This is a genomic window from uncultured Azohydromonas sp. (genome assembly GCF_937926365.1).
Lineage (GTDB): Bacteria > Pseudomonadota > Gammaproteobacteria > Burkholderiales > Burkholderiaceae_C > Azohydromonas.
In genome coordinates, this window is sequence record NZ_CALAOH010000209.1 from 14,921 (window position 1) to 31,099 (window position 16,179).

14 protein-coding genes are annotated in these 16,179 nt (G+C 71.1%); 4 read left to right on the plus strand and 10 right to left on the minus strand.

Annotated elements, in window-relative coordinates:
- Window position 1: 1 nt before the first annotated feature.
- Window positions 2-742: a TSUP family transporter gene (locus Q0741_RS22475; RefSeq protein ID WP_298235423.1), complete on the minus strand. Its 741-nt coding sequence runs from the start codon at window positions 740-742 to the stop codon at window positions 2-4.
- 83 nt (window positions 743-825) lie between these two features.
- On the opposite strand from Q0741_RS22475, the gene Q0741_RS22480 reads away from it, so the two are divergent.
- On the plus strand, window positions 826-1,788 hold the full coding sequence (locus Q0741_RS22480) for a LysR substrate-binding domain-containing protein (protein WP_298235424.1): 963 nt from the start codon (window positions 826-828) through the stop codon (window positions 1,786-1,788).
- Window positions 1,789-1,809: 21 nt separating this feature from the next.
- Here the strand turns inward: Q0741_RS22480 and Q0741_RS22485 are convergent, their stop codons facing one another.
- From Q0741_RS22485 to Q0741_RS22510, 6 genes are all read right to left on the minus strand, one after another.
- Window positions 1,810-3,012 (minus strand): acetyl-CoA C-acyltransferase, encoded by a 1,203-nt coding sequence (locus tag Q0741_RS22485; protein WP_298235425.1) that lies wholly within the window; start codon window positions 3,010-3,012, stop codon window positions 1,810-1,812.
- A gap of 19 nt (window positions 3,013-3,031) precedes the next feature.
- Window positions 3,032-5,422 (minus strand): 3-hydroxyacyl-CoA dehydrogenase/enoyl-CoA hydratase family protein, encoded by a 2,391-nt coding sequence (locus Q0741_RS22490; RefSeq protein WP_298235426.1) that lies wholly within the window; start codon window positions 5,420-5,422, stop codon window positions 3,032-3,034.
- A gap of 120 nt (window positions 5,423-5,542) precedes the next feature.
- Window positions 5,543-7,330 (minus strand): acyl-CoA dehydrogenase C-terminal domain-containing protein, encoded by a 1,788-nt coding sequence (locus Q0741_RS22495; protein WP_298235427.1) that lies wholly within the window; start codon window positions 7,328-7,330, stop codon window positions 5,543-5,545.
- A 30-nt stretch (window positions 7,331-7,360) separates the two neighbouring features.
- A complete protein-coding gene (locus Q0741_RS22500; protein WP_298235428.1) occupies window positions 7,361-8,026 on the minus strand; it encodes a TetR/AcrR family transcriptional regulator in 666 nt (221 codons plus the stop codon).
- Window positions 8,027-8,100: 74 nt separating this feature from the next.
- Window positions 8,101-9,510 (minus strand): OmpP1/FadL family transporter, encoded by a 1,410-nt coding sequence (locus tag Q0741_RS22505; protein ID WP_298235429.1) that lies wholly within the window; start codon window positions 9,508-9,510, stop codon window positions 8,101-8,103.
- A 242-nt stretch (window positions 9,511-9,752) separates the two neighbouring features.
- Window positions 9,753-10,472, minus strand: coding sequence for a phosphatase PAP2 family protein (locus tag Q0741_RS22510; RefSeq protein WP_298235430.1), 720 nt, complete (start codon window positions 10,470-10,472; stop codon window positions 9,753-9,755).
- A 296-nt stretch (window positions 10,473-10,768) separates the two neighbouring features.
- Here Q0741_RS22510 and Q0741_RS22515 point away from each other — a divergent pair, with 296 nt between their 5' ends.
- From Q0741_RS22515 to Q0741_RS22525, 3 genes are read left to right on the plus strand one after another with little or no spacing between them, the layout of a single operon-like run.
- Window positions 10,769-11,416, plus strand: a complete 648-nt coding sequence (locus tag Q0741_RS22515; RefSeq protein WP_298235431.1) for a hypothetical protein — start codon at window positions 10,769-10,771, stop codon at window positions 11,414-11,416.
- 19 nt (window positions 11,417-11,435) lie between these two features.
- On the plus strand, window positions 11,436-11,927 hold the full coding sequence (locus Q0741_RS22520; protein ID WP_298235432.1) for a hypothetical protein: 492 nt from the start codon (window positions 11,436-11,438) through the stop codon (window positions 11,925-11,927).
- Window positions 11,924-13,366, plus strand: a complete 1,443-nt coding sequence (locus Q0741_RS22525) for a GAF domain-containing protein (RefSeq protein WP_298235433.1) — start codon at window positions 11,924-11,926, stop codon at window positions 13,364-13,366. The genes Q0741_RS22520 and Q0741_RS22525 overlap by 4 nt, the downstream gene beginning before the upstream one ends.
- Window positions 13,367-13,484: 118 nt before the next feature.
- Here the strand turns inward: Q0741_RS22525 and Q0741_RS22530 are convergent, their stop codons facing one another.
- The 3 genes from Q0741_RS22530 to Q0741_RS22540 are packed head-to-tail and all read right to left on the minus strand — an operon-like array spanning window position 13,485 to window position 15,900.
- Window positions 13,485-14,468 carry an alpha-ketoacid dehydrogenase subunit beta gene (locus tag Q0741_RS22530; protein ID WP_298235434.1) on the minus strand — a complete coding sequence of 328 codons (984 nt, stop codon included), beginning with the start codon at window positions 14,466-14,468 and terminating at the stop codon, window positions 13,485-13,487.
- 11 nt (window positions 14,469-14,479) lie between these two features.
- Window positions 14,480-15,421: a thiamine pyrophosphate-dependent dehydrogenase E1 component subunit alpha gene (locus tag Q0741_RS22535; RefSeq protein WP_298235435.1), complete on the minus strand. Its 942-nt coding sequence runs from the start codon at window positions 15,419-15,421 to the stop codon at window positions 14,480-14,482.
- Window positions 15,418-15,900, minus strand: a complete 483-nt coding sequence (locus tag Q0741_RS22540) for a hypothetical protein (protein ID WP_298235436.1) — start codon at window positions 15,898-15,900, stop codon at window positions 15,418-15,420. The genes Q0741_RS22535 and Q0741_RS22540 overlap by 4 nt, the downstream gene beginning before the upstream one ends.
- Between the last annotated feature and the right edge of the window lie 279 nt (window positions 15,901-16,179).

The following is a 16,179-nucleotide window of genomic DNA, read 5'->3' on the forward strand; positions in this document are numbered from 1 at the left end:
ATCAGGCGCCACGCAGCAGGTTCGCGACGCCCAGCCCCACGAAGACCAGGAACAGCGCCCGCTGGAAGGCCGCGCCGCTGATGCGCGTTCGCACCCAGGCGCCCAGCCCCAGGCCGGCGCAGGCGGCCAGCAGCGCCAGCGCCGCATCCACGGACCACGGGTTGCCGCCGCCTGAGCTGCCCAGGCGCACGGCCAGCGCCAGCGTCGCCACGGTGAAGGACAGTCCCAGCGCCTGCACCATCTCCTCCCTGCCCAGCCGCAGGCACTGCAGCCAGGGCACCAGCGGGAGGACGAACACGGCCGTGGCGGCCGTCACGGCACCGGTGGCCGCACCCGCCACCGGCGCCACCCAGCGCGCCCGGGACGGCAGATCGGGCAGGCGCGGGCGCCACAGTCCCCACAGCCCATAGAGCACGAGCACGCCGCCCAGCAGCGCATGGGCACCGAGCCCCGCCGGTCCAGCGGCGGGCACGGGCATCGCGATCGTCACCAGCGCCAGCGCTGCCCAGGCCGGCCACAGCCTCGCGGCCAGGCGGCGCAGGTAGGGCCCGCGGCATTGCGCCACGTTGGTCGCCAGCGCCGGCACCACCAGCAGCGCGGCGGCCTCGCCGGGCGCCATCCACAGCCCCAGCAGGCTCACCGCCACCGTGGGCAGGCCCATGCCGGTGATGCCCTTGACCGCCCCGGCCACCACGAACACCAGGCCCACGGCCACGGCTTGCGAGAGATCCATTCCATTCATGCCCGGCATGCTGGCGGCGCGGGCCCCGCGGCGTCCATCTGTAAACGCGCCGCATATCCTTCGGCATCGCCGAAGGAAGCACCATGCCCGCAGCACGCCGCGTGTCGGACTACCGCATCGAACCGTTCGACCTGCGCCTCTTCGCCGCCGTGCTGGAGCTGGGCACCATCACCGCTGCGGCCGAGGCCATGAGCCTGTCGCTGGCCGCGGCCAGCGCGCGGCTCAAGGCGCTGGAGACGCTGGTCGGCACGCGGCTGCTGGAGCGTTCCAAGACCGGCGCGCTCCCCACCGCGGCGGGCCGGGCGCTGGCGCGGCACGCGCAGCGCGTGCTCGTGGAGCTGGAATCGCTGCACGTGGAGATGGCCAGCTTTGCCGGCGGCCTGCGCGGGACGGTGCGGGTGCTGTGCAACACCGCGGCCCTGTCGGAGGCGCTGCCGCCACGGCTGGGCCGCTTCCTCGCCGCGCACCCGGACATCGACATCGAGCTGCAGGAGGCTTCCAGCGCCGCCGTGCTGGACGCACTGCGGCGCGGGGTAGCGGACCTGGGCATCGCGGCCGACCACGTGGACCCTTCCGGCCTGGATGCGCGGCCCTGGCTGGCCGACCAGCTGGTGGCGCTGATGCCGGCGCGGCACGGCGATCAGCCGGTCGCGGCCGTGCGCTACGTGGAGTTGCTGGAGCAACCTTTCGTCGGCCTGCCGCGGGACAGCGGGCTCAGCCGCTTCCTGCTGCAGCAGGCCAGCCGCGCCGGGCGGGTGCCGCAGCACCGCGTGCGCGTGGGCAACTTCGACGCGATGGTGCCCATCGTGGCGGCTGGCGTCGGCGTGGCCGTGATGCCGCTGAGCGCCGCCCGGCGCCGGCAGGACGCGAGCGTGCGCATCGTGCCGCTGGCCGACGCCTGGGCGCGGCGGCGGCTGCTGGTCTGCACCGGCGCGATGGGCGAGGAGATGCCCGCGGTCCGGTTGCTGCGGGATGCACTGATGGAGATGCGGGAGTTGAGCGAGGGCGATGCGGACGGGCTCGGGGCACGAAAGCCGGCATCGTGACGCCGGCTCCGCCGCCCAGCCTCACACCCTCTCGAAAACCCCCGCCGCCCCCTGCCCCGTGCCCACGCACATGGTGAGCATCCCGTAGCGCCCGCCGCGGCGGCGCAGGCCGTGCACGACCGTGGCCGCGCGCAGCGCCCCGGTGGCGCCCAGCGGGTGGCCCAGCGCGATGGCGCCGCCCAGCGGGTTCAGCTTGGCGCGGTCGATGCCCACGCTGTCCACCACCGCCAGCGCCTGCGCCGCGAAGGCCTCGTTCAGCTCGATCCAGTCCAGGTCCGACAACTGGATGCCGGCGCGCTTCAGGGCCGCCGGGATCGCCTCGATGGGCCCGATGCCCATGATCTCCGGCGGCACGCCCTTCACCGAGAAGCTCACGAAGCGCGCCAGGGGCTGCAGGTTGAAACGCTTCACGGCCGCCTCGCTGGCGACGATCAGCGCCCCGGCGCCGTCGCTGGTCTGCGAACTGTTGCCCGCCGTCACGCTGCCCTTGGCGGCGAACACGGGTTTCAGCTTGGCCAGCGCCTCCAGGGTGGTCTCGGGGCGGGGCCCTTCGTCGGTATCGACCACGCGCGGGGTCTTGATCACCTCGCCGGTCTCCAGGTCCGGGCGGCGCTCGATGACTTCCACCGGCGTGATCTCGTCCCTGAACTCGCCGCTCTGGATGGCCGCCACGGCCTTCTGGTGCGAGGCCAGCGCGAACTCGTCCTGTGCCTGGCGACTCACCTTCCACTGCGCCGCCACCTTCTCCGCCGTCAGGCCCATGCCGTAGGCGATGCCCACGTTCTCGTCGCGCGTGAACGTCTCCGGGTTGAAGGACGGCTTGTTGCCGCCCATGGGCACCAGGCTCATGGACTCCACGCCGCCGGCGATCAGCACGTCGGCCTCGCCGACGCGGATGCGGTCCGCCGCCATCGCCAGCGCCGTCAGCCCCGAGGCGCAGAAGCGGTTGACCGTGGCGCCGCCCACCGAGGGCGGCAGCCCGGCCAGCAGCACCGCCATGCGCGCCACGTTCATGCCCTGCTCGCCTTCCGGGAAGGAGCAGCCGACGATGGCGTCCTCGATGGCCGCCGGGTCCAGCGTGGGCACCTGCTTCAACGCGCCGCGCAGGGCGGCCACCAGCAGGTCGTCGGGCCGGGTGTTGCGGAAGACGCCGCGCCCGGACTTGCCGATGGGCGTGCGCGTGGCCGCGACGATGTAGGCGTCCTGAACTTGCACCGTGCTCATGTGATGTCCTCGATCGGGTTCAGTTGCGCACGGGCTTGCCGGTCTGCAGCATGCCCATGATGCGTTCCTGGGTCTTGGGATGGCCCAGCAGGCCGCAGAAGTGCTTGCGCTCCAGCGCCATCAGGTAGCCCTCGGTCACCAGCGTGCCGGCGTCCACGTCGCCGCCGCAAACCACCTCGGCGATCATCCGGGCGATGCGGTAGTCGTGCGCGCTGATGAAGCCGCCGTCGCGCATGCCCACCAGCTGCGCCTCGATGGTGGCGATGCCGGAGCGCCCGGCCACCGGAAAGCTGCGCTTGAGCGGCGGCCGGTAGCCCGAGGCCGCCAGCGCCTTCGCTTCGTTGAGCGCGACGTAAAGCAGTTCATCCTTGTGCGGCACGATGACGTCGCTCTCCTGCAGGTAGCCGAGTTTCCTGGACTCCAGCGCGCTGGTGCCCACGGTGGCCATCGCGGCGGCGGTGAAACCGTCCTTGAGGAAGGGCAGCAGGTCCGTGTTGGGTGCGGCGGCACCCTTCTCGGCGGCGCGGCGCGCGATGTAGGTCAGGCCGCCGGCGCCTGGAATCAGGCCCACGCCCACTTCCACCAGGCCGATGTAGGTTTCCATCGCCGCCACCCGCTTGGCGCAGTGCACCGCCAGCTCGCAGCCCCCGCCCAGCGCGATGCCGCGCATGGCGGCCACCACCGGCACGCCGGCGTAGCGCACGCGCAGCATCAGTTGCTGCAGCTTCTGTTCCTCGGGTGCGATGCCGGCCGGGCCCTTGGCCATGAACACCGGCATCAGCGACTCCAGGTTCGCGCCAGCGGAGAACATCTCGTCGGGCGACCAGATCACCAGCGCCTTGAACTGCCGTTCGGCCAGCTCCACCGCCTTGGCCAGCCCGGCGGTCACGTCCGGGCTGATGAGGTGCAGCTTGGAGGTGATGCTGGCGATCAGCACTTCGCCATCCAGGGTCCACGCGCGCAGCTCCGGGCCCTTGAACAGCTCGGTGCCGGAGTGCAGCGCGTCGCGCCCCAGGCCGGCCACGCTCTCGGGGAAGAGTTGGCGCCCGTACACCGGCAACTCGCGCTGGGGCACGAAGCTGCCTTGCGCCGCGCTCCACGAGCCTTCGGCCGTGTGCACGCCGCCGCGCTCGGCCACCGGGCCTTCGAACACCCAGGCCGGCAGCGGCGCGCTGCTCAGGGCCTTGCCGGCGTCGATGTCTTCCTTGATCCACTGCGCCACCTGTGTCCAGCCCGCGGACTGCCACAGCTCGAAGGGCCCCTGCGACATGCCGAAGCCCCAGCGCAAGGCGAGGTCCACTTCGCGCGCGGAGTCGGCGATGTCCTGCAAGTGCACGGCGGCGTAGTGGAAACCGTCGCGCAGGATGGCCCACAGGAACTGCGCCTGCGGGTTGCTGGATTCGCGCAGCAGCTTCAGCCGCTCGGCGGGCGGCTTCTTGAGCATGCGGCCGATGATCTCGTCGGCCTTGGCGCCGCTGGGCACGTAGTCGCGCTTCTCGGGGTCCAGGCGCAGGATGTCCTTGCCCACCTTCCGGTAGAAGCCCGCGCCGGCCTTCTGCCCCAGCGCGCCCTGCCCGATGAGCGCCGCCAGCACCGGCGGCGTGGCGAAGTGCGCCTTGAACGGGTCTTCGGGCAGCTGCTCCTGCATGGTGCGGATCACGTGTGCCAGCGTATCCAGGCCCACCACGTCCGCGGTGCGGAAGGTACCGGAGCTCGCGCGCCCCAGCTTCTTGCCGGTGAGGTCGTCCACCACGTCGTAGGAGAGCTTGAAGCGCTCGGCCTCGACCATGGTGGCGAGCATGTTCATCACGCCCACGCGGTTGGCGATGAAGTTGGGCGTGTCCTTGGCGCGCACCACGCCCTTGCCCAGGCCCGTGGTGACGAAGGTTTCGAGCTGGTCCAGGATCTCCGGCGCCGTCTGCGGCGCGGGGATCAGCTCCACCAGCTGCATGTAGCGCGGCGGGTTGAAGAAGTGGATGCCGCAGAAGCGCGGGCGCAGCGCTTCGGGCAGCGCCTGCGCCAGTTGCGTGATCGACAGGCCCGAGGTGTTGGAGGCAACGATGGCATGCGGCGCCACGTGCGGCGCGATCTGCGCATAGAGCTGCTGCTTCCAGTCCATGCGCTCGGCGATGGCCTCGATGACGAGGTCGCACTCGGCCAGCAGCGCCAGGTCCTGCTCGTAGTTGGCCTGGCGGATCAGCCCCGCCTCCTCCGCCAGCCCCAGCGGCGCCGGCTTGAGCTTCTTGAGGTTCTCCACCGCCTTGGTGACGATGGCGTTCTTGGGCCCCTCCTTGGCCGGCAGGTCGAACAGCACCACCGGCACGCGCACGTTGATGAAGTGGGCCGCGATCTGCGCGCCCATCACGCCGGCGCCGAGCACGGCGGCCTTGCGCACCTGGAATCGACTCATGGTCCGAGCTCCTTGGAAAGATGGTCGTGTGTTGGCCGTTCGCCCTGAGCCCGTCGAAGGGCCTGCAGCTCGGCTGTGATGCAGGGCTTCGACGCGCTCAGCCCGAACGGAAAGTGGGGCTCAAAACAGCGCCTCATCCATGGCCATCAGCGGCTGCGCGCCGCTGCGCGCACGGCGGATCAGCATGGCCGTCTCGGGCAGCAGCTTGGCGAAGTAGAAGCGGATGGTGGCGAGCTTGGCGCGGTAGAAGGTGTCCTCGTCCTGCTTCTGCAGCGCGATGCGCGCCTGCAGCGTGAACAGGTAGGCGAACACCAGATGGCCGCACACGCGCAGGTAGTCCACGGCGGCGGCGCCCACTTCGTCGCGGTTCTGGAAAGCCTTGAAGCCCAGCTCCGTCGTGAGCTTGACCACCTTGTCGCCCAGGTCCGCCAGCGGGTTGACGAACTCCTGCATCGCCTCGTTGACGCCTTCCTGCTCGATGAGCTCGCGCACCTTGGCGCCGAAACGCTTCATGCGCGCGCCGTTGTCGCCCAGCACCTTGCGTCCCAGCAGGTCCAGCGCCTGGATGGTGTTGGTGCCCTCGTAGATCATGTTGATGCGCGCGTCGCGCACGAACTGCTCCATGCCCCACTCGGCGATGTAGCCGTGGCCGCCGAACACGCCCAGGCACTCGGAAGTGGCGATCCAGCCGTTGTCGGTCAGGAAAGCCTTCACGATGGGCGTGAGCAGCGCCAGCAGTTCGGCCGCTTCCTGGCGCTCCTCCTCGTCCTCGGAGGCGTGCGCCTGGTCCAGCAGCAGCGCGCTGTACATCGCCAGCGCCCGGCCGCCCTCGGCATAGGCGCGCGCGGTCAGCAGCATGCGGCGCACGTCGGGGTGCACGATGATCGGATCGGCCGGCTTGTCCGGCGCCTTGGGGCCGGAGAGCGCACGCATCTGCAAGCGGTCCTTGGCATAGGCCGCGGCGTTCTGGTAGGCCACCTCGGTCAGGCCCAGCGACTGCATCCCGACGCCCAGCCGCGCCGCGTTCATCATCACGAACATGGCCTGCAGGCCCTGGTTGGGTTCGCCCACCAGCGTGCCGTAGGCGCCTTCGAGCACCATCTGGCAGGTAGCGTTGCCGTGGATGCCCATCTTGTGCTCCAGGGCCGAGCAGAAGATGCCGTTGCGCGCGCCCAGGCTGCCGTCGCCTTGGGGCAGGAACTTGGGCACCACGAACAGCGAGATGCCCTTGCTGCCCGGGGGCGCATCGGGCAGCCGCGCCAGCACCAGGTGCACGATGTTCCCGGCCAGGTCGTGCTCGCCGGCGGAAATGAAGATCTTCTGCCCGGTGAGTTGGTAGCTGCCATCGGGCTGCGGCTCGGCCTTGGTGCGCAGCAGGCCCAGGTCGGTGCCGCAGTGCGGCTCGGTCAGGCACATGGTGCCGCTCCACTCGCCGCTGGTGAGCTTGGGCAGGTACAGCGCCTTCTGCTCCTCGGTGCCGTGCGCGTGCAGGCACTCGTAGGCGCCATGCGAGAGGCCGGGGTACATGGTCCAGGCCTGGCTGGCCGAGTTCAGCATCTCGTACAGGCACTGGTTGAGCACGATGGGCAGGCCCTGGCCGCCATGCTCGGGGTCGCAGGACAGCGCGCCCCAGCCGCCCTCCACGAACTGCTGGTACGCCGCCTTGAAGCCCGTGGGCGTGCGCACCTCGTGCGTGTCCTTGTCGAGCGTGCAACCTTCGCGGTCGCCCACGGGGTTGAGCGGCGCCACCACCCCGGCGGCGAACTTGCCAGCCTCCTCCAGCACGGCGTTGATGGTGTCCACGTCCACCTCCGCGTGCCGTGGCATGGCCTTGAATACCTCGCTGACCTGGAGCATCTCGTGCAGCACGAACTGCATGTCGCGCAGCGGGGGCGTGTACTGGGGCATGGCTACTCCTCGGGGTATGGGTAACTTCGTTCAGCCGCGAGCGGCGACAGGCTCGGCCGGGGCCGCGGTGGACCAGCGCTCGACGATGCGGTCGAAACCGTTGCGCGCGCGCTGAGGCGCGTCGCCGCGGCGCAGCAGCCGCACGTCGTGGTGCACGGCCAGGATCAACCCGTGGATCTCGAAGCGCAGTTGCGCCGGGTCGGCGTCGGCGCGCAGGTGGCCCTCGCTCACCGCCAGGCCGATGGCGCGCTCCAGCGCCGCGTGCCAGTCGTCCACCATCGCCACCAGCGCGTCGCGCACCGCGCCGGGACGGTCGTCGAACTCCACCGCGCCGCTGATGTAGATGCAGCCTGCCGCCAGCTCCTCCGTCACGCGCCGCAGCCAGTTCTCGAACAGCGCGCGCAGCCGCGGCAGCCCGCGCGGCTGGCGCAGCGCGGGCGCGAACACCTCGGCCGAGAAGCGACGGTGGTACTCGCGGATGACGGCGATCTGCAGTTCCTCGCGCGAGCCGAAGTGGGCGAACACGCCCGACTTGCTCATGTGCGCGTGCTCGGCCACCAGCCCGATGGACAGGCCCTCCAGCCCGCAGTGCAGCGCCTGCCTCAGCGCCACGTCCAGGATCGCCGCCCGCGTCACCCGGCCCTTGGCGGAAGGGCGCGTGGCGGCGTCATCGGGCGTCCTGGGCGTTGGCGTCATGAAGGCTCACTGAAAACGAACGTTCGTTCTATTTTAGGAAGCCACCACCCCCCGGATCAACCGGGGGTTTCACCTCAGAAGGCGCGCGAGTACTGCACGCCGAGGAGCCAGAGATCGCTTTCGTAGCTGCCCGTGACGCGGCCGCGCGGGGGCTGGATTGGGGACAGAGCGCTGGTGCCCTGGTCGTTGTCGATGTCGGCATCCCTGATCAGGATGCGCGCCAGGCCGAAGTCCACGCGGTCGTCGTTGGTGGGGCGCCACTGCGCGCCCAGCGTGAGCCAGGTGCGGTTGGCGTCGGGCAGCGACACCAGCGTGGTGGCGGGTCCGCGCACCGGGGTGCGGTCGTAGGCCAGGCCGCCTCTGAAGGTCCAGGCGTCGTTCCAGCGGAAGTTGGCGCCCAGGGCGACGCGCCAGGAGTTGCGGAACTTGGCCTCCAGCGTCTGCGCCGTGCCACCGGCCTGGCCCGAAGGCGTGACGGGCGCGGCCACGGCATTGCTGCGCACGAGGTTCACATCCTGGATGCTGTTCCAGCCGGTCCAGGACACGTCGCCCAGTACTTCCCACTGCGGGTTCACGCGCTGCGCCGCGGAGATGATCAGCGTCTCGGGCAGCTTGATGCGCGTGTACGCGCCGCTGTTGCCGATGGCGGCCACGATGCCCTCGGCGCCGGTAGGCGCGCCCGTGGTCAGGCTGCCGCTGACCGTGTGCTTGATGGCGGAGCGGTAGGCAATGCCCAGCCGGGTGTCGGGCGTGGGCTTGTACAGCGCGCCCACGTTCCAGCCCCAGGACCAGTCGTCGCCCTTGAAGAGCACCGTGGATTGCTGCAGCGGCACGGTCGTTGTCACTGGCACCACGGGCGGCGGCAGCGTCAGCGGCCCGATGCTGATGAGGCGCAGGTAGTCGGCGCGCAGCTTCTGGTAGTTGAGACCGGCACCCAGCGACAGCGTCTCGTTGACCTTGAAGGCCAGCGACGGGTTGATGTTGATGGTCTTGACGTCGAAGTGAATCGCGTGTGCGCCGCCGACCCAGGGGCTGTCGTACTCGGTCCTGAGCCCGAAGGGCGCGCTGATGCCCAGGCCGCCCCACAGCCGCTCGCCCAGCTTCCAGCTGAGGTAGGCGTTGGGCACGAGGGCACGCGCGCCCGCATCGCCGCCATTGCCCGCCCCGGTCAAGGCCCCGGCGCTGGAGCCGTTGTCGCGGAACTTGGCGCTCAGGTCCACCAGCGTCCCACCCAGCGAGAGCTCGCGCTCGCGCAGCTCGGTCATGCCCGCGGGGTTGAAGAAGACGGTGCTGGCGTTGTCGGCGATGGCGGCGGAGCCGGCGTAGGCGTTGCCGAGGCCACTGGCGTTTTGTTCCAGCAACTGAAAACCCGCGGCCTGCGCCAGCGAGCAGCCCAGCAGGCCCAGCAGCGCCGCGGGCAGCGTGCGCAGCCGGGGCCGGAGACTGAAAACACGGGCCTGCGTTGCGGCGGGAATGCTTGTCATGCGTTGTCTCCTGCGGAACGGAAATGGAGGCCGCCGGCCGCAGGCCGCGCGAGCGGCCGGTTTCGCCGGCAACGAGCCCAGGATGATCGTGAAGCGCGCAGGTTTCAGTCCGTAACAACGCCAGCTTGTGGCGCGGTGGCAACGACTGGGTGGAGCGGCGCCCAGAAGGGCCCCAGGCATGCGCCGGCGCTCAGTCTTCTTCGGCCGTCCAGACTCATGCGGGTGGGGCTGGAGCCACGCCCTCAAACCTCGGCCGCCGCCCCCGGCTCCGCGGGTCGCGCCCTGGCCCGTGGCCGCAGCATCTGCGCGATGCCCCACCAGCCCAGCGCCCAGGCCGCGCCGATGGCCCAGCCGGCCAGCACGTCGCTGGGCCAGTGCACGCCCAGGTACACGCGGCTGATGCCCACCAGCATCGTGAGCAGCACCGCCACCGTCATCACGTGCAGCTTCAGCCGCCGGCGCTTGAGTTGCCGCGTCACCAGCGCCGCCAGCGTCAGGTACACCAGCGCCGACAGCAGCGCGTGGCCGCTGGGGAAGCTGGGCGTGAGCACGTAGGCAGCATGCGGCACCAGGTCCGGCCGCGGGCGGCTGAAGAAATCCTTGAGCAGGTCGGACAGCACCGCGCCGCTGAGGCAGGCCGCCAGCACCGAGACTGCCGTGCGCCGCAGCCCGGCCAGCAGCAGGAAGCTCGCCACCGCCAGCAGCAGCAGGCCCAGCACGCCGTGACCGCCGAGGCCGGTGAGGTCGCGCATGAACTCTTCGAACCAGCGCGGCCCCAGCGGGTCGCTCGGATCAGCCGGGTTGCGCAGCGCCAGCAGGATCGTCCGGTCCAGCGTGTGCAGTTCGCCGTTGCCGATCGAGTCGCTCAGCATGATGAAGACCCACAGCCCGGCCGCGGCCGCAAGCAGCGCCGCCAGCACGTGCGGCACGGGACGCCGGTCCCAAAGTGTTCTCAGGTTCATTGCTCTCCTGGTGCGTGAGGGGTTGCGGCGCGCGGCACGGACAGGGCCCGCAACGCACGCACTTGGCGCGCATCGTGCCCGCGCGCCGCGGCCGGTCCGCGGCACGGGCCGGCGCCAGGAAGATGACTCCGCAGCGGCGCGGCCGTTCCCGGCATCCATCGGCGCGGCGCCGGGCCACCGCCGCACTGGTGTTACCTCCTGTGCCAATGGCAACGGCGGCGGCGCTGGACAGTCCCTGGCGCCGGGGCTAAGCCTTCACGGCGGCGGTCGAGGCCGTACCGGAAGGAGCGAGGGACATGAGCTGGGCAACTCGAATGGGAACGCTGGCGCTGGTCGCGCTCTCGGGCACGGCCGGCTGGATGCTGCACGGGTTGATGCAGCCGGCACCGCCTGCGGCCGCCGCGCCGGCACCGGCCGATCCAGCGTCGCGCGCCTCGCTGCTGGCCTTCCCTGCGGCGCCCACTGCCGACGCCGACCGGGTGGAGCTGCATCCGGACGGAAGCGCCAGCATCCAGGTGCGCCAGCGACCGCCGGCCTGGGTGCTGGGCGAGCTGTGCCGCCAAGGCGCACGCGGGCTGGCGGGCTGCGGATCCGGCGGGGTGCCCATCGCGGCGGCGCCCGCCTCCGGCACGGCGCAGACGCTCAGCCGCCTGAAGAACCCGGACGCGCAGGCCCGTCTGCAGGCGCTGATGCAGGCCCGTGACGAGGGCCAGGCGCTGCCCGAAGGGACGCTGCAGGCGCTGATGGCCTCGGACCCGTCGGAGCAGGTACGCCTGGAGGCCTTCGACAGCTACATCGAGGGCCGCTCCGGCACCATGGCCGAGATGCGTGCCGCGCTGCAGGCCGTGCTGCGCATCCCCGACGCGGCGCTGCAAGCGCGGGCGCGCGAGCAGCTCGACGAATTGGAGGACGCGTACCGTGACGATGGGGCGGTGCCGCAGTGATAAAGAAGGAGTGAAGCCCATGCCCCCCATCCAACTCGGCGACGCCACCGTCGCCTTCATCGAGCGCGAGGTCGCCATCGACCTGGGCGCGTGCGACGCGCAACAGCGTCCCAGCACCTGCCGCGGCTTCGCCTGCCGCGTGGCGCCGGACCGGCAGCGGCTGACGCTCTACGTGCGCCGCCCCGAGGCGCTGCCGCTGCTGCAGGACGTGGTGGCGCACGACCAGCTCGCGGTGGTGTTCTGCTTGCCCGAAACCGAGGTGTCGATCCAGGTCAAGGGCCGCCACGTCGGCATCGCGGCGGCCTCGGCCGAGGAGGTTGCCCACGTGCGCGAGTACTGCGCGCGCTTCGTGGACGGCATCGCGCGCCTGGGCTACGAGCGCGCCTTCGCCGAGGCCTACATGGCGATCGACCCGGCGCAGATGGTGGCGCTCAGCTTCACGGTCGAGGCGGTGTTCGACCAGACGCCCGGGCCGCAGGCCGGCCGGCACAAGGAGGAGTCGGCCGCATGAAAGAGGCTGCCGTGTGCCTCACCCCGCTGCGCAACTGCTTCGAAGGCGCCGTGCCCAGCGTGCTGGCCACCTGCTCGCCCGACGGCGTGCCCAACGTCACGTACCTCTCGCAGGTGCAGTACGTGGACGAGCGCCACGTGGCGCTGACCTTCCAGTTCTTCAACAAGACGCGCCGCAACATCCTGGCCAACCCCTGGGCCATGCTGAAGGTGGTGGACCCCTTCAGCGGCCACGGCTGGCGGTTGCGCGTGCGCTACCTGCGCACCGAGACCAGCGGCGCCCTGTTCGAGAGCATGAAGGCCAAGCTCGCGGGCATCGCCTCGCACACCGGCATGGCCGAGGTGTTCAGGCTGCTGGGCGCGGACGTGTACGAGGTACTGCAGGTCGAGGCCCTGCCCAGCCCCGCACCGGCGCCGGTGCCCGCGCTCGCGGACCACCTGCCGAGGCTGCGCCGCGCCTGCGCCCTGCTCGATGCCAGCCGCGACCTCGACGAGCTGCTGGACAACACCCTCAGCGCGCTGGAGCGGGAGTGCGGCATCGAGCACCAGATGATCCTCAAGCTCGACGAGTGCGGCGAACGCCTCTTCACCGTGGCCAGCCGCGGCTACGCGAGCTCGGGCGTGGGCTCGGAGATCCCGATGGGGCACGGCGTGATCGGCGTGGCCGCGCGCGAGCGCACGCCCATCCGCATCTCGCACATGACCAGCGAGTACGCCTACGGCAAGGCCGTGCGCGAGAGCGCCGCCGCGCAGGGGCTGCACCACCAGCTGGAAACCGCCATCCCCATGCCCGGCCTGGCGGAATGCCGCAGCCAGATGGCGGTGCCGATCCTGGCCGGCCAGGCGCTCTACGGCGTGCTCTACGTCGAAAGCCCGCTGGACCTGCGCTTCAGCTATGACGACGAGGACCTGCTGCAGGTGCTGGCGCAGCAGTTCGGCTGGATGGCACGCAGCCTCGCGGCGGAGGCGGTATGCGAGCCGGGCGCGGATGCGCCGGTGCCACCGCCATCCACCGTTTCGGCGTCCGCCGCAGCAGCGGCCTCGGCCCCGGAGAAGCCCATCGCGCCAGAGGTGGTGGCCGGGGCCGGGATGGTTGCCGAGGCACCCGCCGCGGTCCGGCCGCTGCAGGTGCGGTATTTCCGCGCCGACCACAGCGTGTTCCTGGACGAGGACTACCTCATCAAGGGACTGGCCGGCGCGATCCTGTGGCGGCTGATGCAGACGCTGCAGCACAAGGGGCGCGACCAGTTCAGCAACCGCGAGCTGCGGCTGGACCCGCAACTGGCGCTGCCCGAGGTCGCCGACAACCTGGAGGCGCGCCTGGTGCTGCTGCAGCGCCGCCTGGCCGAGCGCAGCGACTGCGTGCGCATGCGCAAGACCGGGCGCGGCCGCTTCGCGCTGGAGGTGTCGCGGCCGCTGCGGCTGGTGCTGGTGGAGTAATACGGATCCCACTTAGTTTTCGAATACTGAAAGCCCGTTCGTGCTGACCCTTCGATACCTCAGGGCGAACGGAATACGGGTTTGAAAATTCCACGGGACCCGCATAAGGCCGCCGGCCTCAAGCCGCTGCCGGCGCCTTTGTCCCCATCAGCTCCTGCACCACGGCCACCACCTGCCCCGCCTGCGGCACGAAAACCTGCTCCAGCGCGAAGCTCGCCGGCGTGGGCACATCGGCGCTGGTGACGCGGCGCACGGGGGCCTTCAGCGCGTCGAAGGCGCGTTCCGCCACCGCGCAGGCCACCTCGGCACCCACGCCGCACAGCGGCCCGGCCTCGTGCACCACCACCAGGCGGCCGGTGCGGCGCACGGAGCGCAGCACCGTATCCAGGTCCAGCGGCTTGAGCGAGCGCAGGTCGATCACCTCGGCCTCCACGCCCTCGCCCGCCAGCGCCTCGGCCGCCTGCAGGCAGGTGCCCACGCTCTTGGCATAGGACACCAGCGTCACGTCACGCCCCGCGCGGCGCACGGCCGCCTGCCCCAGCGGCACCAGCGCGGCTTCCGGTTCCTCGGCCACCTCGCCGGGCGTGAAGCCCAGCGTCATGTCGAGCAGGAACACCACCGGGTTGTCGTCGCGGATGGCGCTCTTGAGCAGCCCCTTCACGTCCGCCGGCGTGGAGGGCATCACCACCTTCAGCCCCGGGCTGTGCACGAACCACGCTTCCAGGTTGTGGCTGTGCTGCGCGCCCACGCCCCAGCCCGCGCCGGTCTGCGCCAGCGCCACCAGCGGGAAGCTGAACTGCCCGCCGGACATGTAGCGCAGCTTGCCCGCGCTGTTGACCAGCGCGTCCATGGCATAGGTGAAGAAGGGCGCGTAGAGCAGGTCGATCACCGGGCGCAGCCCCATGGCCGACGCACCCACGGCGCAGCCGGCGATGGCGGCTTCCGACAGCGGCGTGTTGCGCACGCGCTCCGCGCCGAAGGTTTCCACCAGGTCCGGGCGCAGCGTCGCCATGCCCTCGCCCATCAGCAGCACGGCGTCGTCGCGTGCCATCTCCTCGCGCAGGGCCTCGTGCAGCGCCTGTTGTGCGGTCAAGCTTTTCATGGGCCTCTCCTTCAAGCGTAGACGTCGGTGAGCAGTTGCGCGGGCTGCGGCCACGGCGCCTCTTGCGCGAAGGCCACGGCCGCGTCGATGCGCGCGCGGGCCCGGGCCTGCAGCGCCTGGGCGCCGGCCGCGTCCAGCAGGCCCTCGTGCAGCAGGTGCTGGCGCAGGCGCTGGATCGGGTCGCGCTCCAGCCAGGGCGCGCGCTCCTCGGCGGTGATGTGCGCCTCGTCGTCGCCGGAGTAGTGGCCGCGCTGGCGCCAGGTCCAGGTCTCCAGCAGGTAGGGGCCCTCGCCGGCCTCGATGCTGGCCACGGCCGCCTGCGCCGCATCCAGCACCGCGCCCACGTCGTTGCCGTCCACCGTGCGCGCGGGCATGGGGTAGCCCTTGGCCCAGTCGCTGACGTGCTCGGTCAGCATGGTCTCCTGCCGGCGCACATAGGCCTGCCACTGGTTGTTCTCGCACACGAACAGGATGGGCAGCCGCCACGCCGAGGCCAGGTTCAGCGCCTCGTGGAAGATGCCCTCGCAGGCCGCGCCGTCGCCGAAGATGCAGGCCACCACGCCGGGCTCGCGGCGCATCTTCATCGCCAGCGCCACGCCGGGCGCCATCGACAGCTCACCACCCACGATGGTGGAGGTCAGCACCACGCCCAGCTCCTTGACCGAGATGTGCAGCGAGCCGCTCTTGCCCTGGCAGTAGCCCGCGGCCTTGCCCATCACCTCGGCCAGGATGCGTCCCGGGTCCGCGCCGCGCGCCAGCAGGTGGCCGGCGCTGCGGTGGTTGGTGAGGATGCGGTCCTGCGGGCGCAGCGCCGCCATCAGCCCCACCGCGCTGGCCTCCTGGCCCTGCGAGGAACAGGTCGAAGGAAAGGGCCCCTGCTTCTGCAGCTCGGCCACGCGTTCCTCATAGGCGCGGATGAGCAGCATCCGCTCCAGCAGTTCGACGGCGTTCATGCGACCTCCTTGGCGTTGACGGCGTTGATCCAGACGTTGAGCGCGAAACAGGCGAAGGCCGCGGCCACCGCCAGCGAGCCGCCGCCGACCACCGGCTCGGCATTGGGCATCTGGTGCAGCACCATCCAGATGCCTACCGCCATCACCGGCAGGCCCAGGGCGTGCAGCCAGAAGTGCGCCCGTGCCAGCGAGCTGCGCGCCATGTGCGGGAACTGCCGGTAGCCCAGCGCCATGAGCGACATCGAGACCCAGCCCAGCAGGTTCACGTGCACGTGCACGCCCTTGTTGGTGAAGTCGTGCGACATCGACATGGCCAGCCCCATGCCGATGCCCAGCAGCGCGTAGAGCACGGCCAGGCGCAGCAAGCGCTCGTCCAGGCTCAGCGCCGACCAGCGGCGCGCCGGCACCGCGGCCGGCGAAGAGTGCGGATTCGCGTCCACGGGAACGGCGGGACGCGCGGCGGGCGTGGCGATCGACATCGTTTGTCTCCTCTCACATCGGATGCCCGGAAGCGGGCGGGTTCACGACGGAGCGGACTGTAGGAAGGCGCGCCGGGGCCGTTTCTTAAATGCTGGCTCAACAAAACATAAGGATTTCTTAACCCCTCCACGGGGGGTGCGGCGAGGCGCTCGAAGCCCCCTCCGCCGGACGAACCCGCTGCCCCGAAGGCGCCAGGCCGCCGCCTCGCCGGAGGGAGCAAGTACCTGCATCGCATGGAGGTGGCGGCGGTACTCGCGCTCGCCTACCTTGGATTCATG

What these genes read in the sequence shown, in the direction of transcription:
- Q0741_RS22525 (WP_298235433.1), top strand. Translation starts at nt 11,924, where the DNA reads ATGAAAGAGGCTGCCGTGTGCCTCACCCCGCTGCGCAACTGCTTCGAA.
- Q0741_RS22480 (WP_298235424.1), top strand. Translation starts at nt 826, where the DNA reads ATGCCCGCAGCACGCCGCGTGTCGGACTACCGCATCGAACCGTTCGAC.
- Q0741_RS22490 (WP_298235426.1), bottom strand. Translation starts at nt 5,422, where the DNA reads ATGAGTCGATTCCAGGTGCGCAAGGCCGCCGTGCTCGGCGCCGGCGTG.
- Q0741_RS22475 (WP_298235423.1), bottom strand. Translation starts at nt 742, where the DNA reads ATGAATGGAATGGATCTCTCGCAAGCCGTGGCCGTGGGCCTGGTGTTC.
- Q0741_RS22510 (WP_298235430.1), bottom strand. Translation starts at nt 10,472, where the DNA reads ATGAACCTGAGAACACTTTGGGACCGGCGTCCCGTGCCGCACGTGCTG.
- Q0741_RS22515 (WP_298235431.1), top strand. Translation starts at nt 10,769, where the DNA reads ATGAGCTGGGCAACTCGAATGGGAACGCTGGCGCTGGTCGCGCTCTCG.
- Q0741_RS22485 (WP_298235425.1), bottom strand. Translation starts at nt 3,012, where the DNA reads ATGAGCACGGTGCAAGTTCAGGACGCCTACATCGTCGCGGCCACGCGC.
- Q0741_RS22505 (WP_298235429.1), bottom strand. Translation starts at nt 9,510, where the DNA reads ATGACAAGCATTCCCGCCGCAACGCAGGCCCGTGTTTTCAGTCTCCGG.
- Q0741_RS22535 (WP_298235435.1), bottom strand. Translation starts at nt 15,421, where the DNA reads ATGAACGCCGTCGAACTGCTGGAGCGGATGCTGCTCATCCGCGCCTAT.
- Q0741_RS22520 (WP_298235432.1), top strand. Translation starts at nt 11,436, where the DNA reads ATGCCCCCCATCCAACTCGGCGACGCCACCGTCGCCTTCATCGAGCGC.
- Q0741_RS22500 (WP_298235428.1), bottom strand. Translation starts at nt 8,026, where the DNA reads ATGACGCCAACGCCCAGGACGCCCGATGACGCCGCCACGCGCCCTTCC.
- Q0741_RS22530 (WP_298235434.1), bottom strand. Translation starts at nt 14,468, where the DNA reads ATGAAAAGCTTGACCGCACAACAGGCGCTGCACGAGGCCCTGCGCGAG.
- Q0741_RS22495 (WP_298235427.1), bottom strand. Translation starts at nt 7,330, where the DNA reads ATGCCCCAGTACACGCCCCCGCTGCGCGACATGCAGTTCGTGCTGCAC.
- Q0741_RS22540 (WP_298235436.1), bottom strand. Translation starts at nt 15,900, where the DNA reads ATGTCGATCGCCACGCCCGCCGCGCGTCCCGCCGTTCCCGTGGACGCG.